Origin of the sequence: Streptomyces sp. NPDC052107 (genome assembly GCF_040680215.1) — a bacterium.
Classification (GTDB): Bacteria; Actinomycetota; Actinomycetes; order Streptomycetales; family Streptomycetaceae; genus Streptomyces.
The window spans coordinates 1-1212 of record NZ_JBFAWG010000302.1 but is presented as its reverse complement, the minus strand read 5'-3'; the positions used below and the strand labels follow the sequence as shown (position 1 = coordinate 1212).

The 1212-nt window shown below is 72.7% G+C and carries 1 protein-coding gene and 1 pseudogene; both read left to right on the top strand.

Going from position 1 to position 1212, the window contains the following annotated elements; translation table 11 throughout:
* The first annotated feature begins 325 nt into the window (after nt 1-325).
* Nucleotides 326-919 carry a sigma-70 family RNA polymerase sigma factor gene (locus tag AB0M27_RS48000; RefSeq protein WP_365732486.1) on the top strand — a complete coding sequence of 198 codons (594 nt, stop codon included), beginning with the start codon at nt 326-328 and terminating at the stop codon, nt 917-919.
* A pseudogene (locus AB0M27_RS47995) lies at nt 916-1212 on the top strand (immediate early protein); the annotation flags it as partial. The gene AB0M27_RS48000 and the pseudogene AB0M27_RS47995, both read left to right, overlap by 4 nt.

Below are 1212 nucleotides of genomic sequence, written 5' to 3'. Positions count from 1 at the left end.
GTCTCGTCCACCTTCAGCGTCACGCGACTGGACCTCTCGTTCCGGGGGCTCCCGGTGATCCGGAAGTTTCCGTTCCTCCTCGCGGCTGCCCAACCGCGCATCCATGAAACACCGCTCACGCCCCCGGGGCCCAGGCGGTTTCCGGTGGAAATGATCACTTCAGCCGGTTTTCCCTGCTCAGGGAAGCCGGGGCGACAAGAACGGCCGAAAGAGATCGGTGGAAAGCCCGGCGTCCTTACATCGGACAGTTGCGGCAAAGGCAGGTACGGGGCTTGCGCGGGCGACTACATTCGGACAGCGAGGACAGAGGCTGGGGGTTGGTTCGATGGCGAAGGACGCACCGCCCCGCTGGGACCGCGGGATGCAGCAGAGGCTGGTCCGCGGTGAGGCGGCGGCGCTCGGCGAGCTGTACGACCGGTTCGCCTCCCTCGTCCACAGCCAGGCGCACCGGATGCTCGACGACGAGGACGCCGCCGATCTGGTCACCCGCGAGGTCTTCGCCCAGGTCTGGGAGAACCCCGAGGCGTACGACCCGCGGCAGGGCTCGATGCGCTCCTGGGTGGCCCGGCTCACCCACCGCCACGCGGTGCAGCGGCTGCGGCGGGCGGCCACCGCGTCGTACGCGGAGGAGCACGGCGAGGGTGGCGCGCCGGACCCGGAGGAGCTGGAGCGGCGGGTGCGCAGCGCCACCTCGGCGGCCCGCGCCGACTTCATCGTCTCCTCGATGCCCGCGTCGCTGCGGCAGGCGCTGGAGCTGGCGTACATCCAGCGCCGGGACTACCGGCAGACCGCGGCCGATCTCGGGGTCACCGAGGACGAGGCCCGCCGTCGGCTCCGGCTCGGCCTCCAACTGCTCTCCACCGCCGGGACCCGCCCGCTCGACGGCCCTCCGCCACCCGGTCCCGGACGTGCCCGGTGAGCGGCGACGGGCGCGAGGGCGACCGCCGCGACGACGAGGTGCAGGACGCGCGGCGGATACCGGGCCCGCGCGGTGCGGTGGACGACCTCGACCTGGAGTCGGTCCCCCGGCCGGTGCTGCCGCCGCGCGGCGAGCAGGCGCCGGAGGAGACGGTGCCGAAGCAGGAGCCGCCGGTGTCTGAGGACGGGACGCCGGGGCAGGAGGCGTTGCAGGAGAAGAAGAAGGAGGAGGAAGCACGGGAGGCGCCGGGAGCGGAGGAGACGCAGGAGGCGCTGGAAGCCCCCGAAGTTCCG

Bases quoted from the DNA above. Each gene is read 5' to 3' on its own strand.
- AB0M27_RS48000 (WP_365732486.1), top strand. From the start codon at position 326: ATGGCGAAGGACGCACCGCCCCGCTGGGACCGCGGGATGCAGCAGAGG.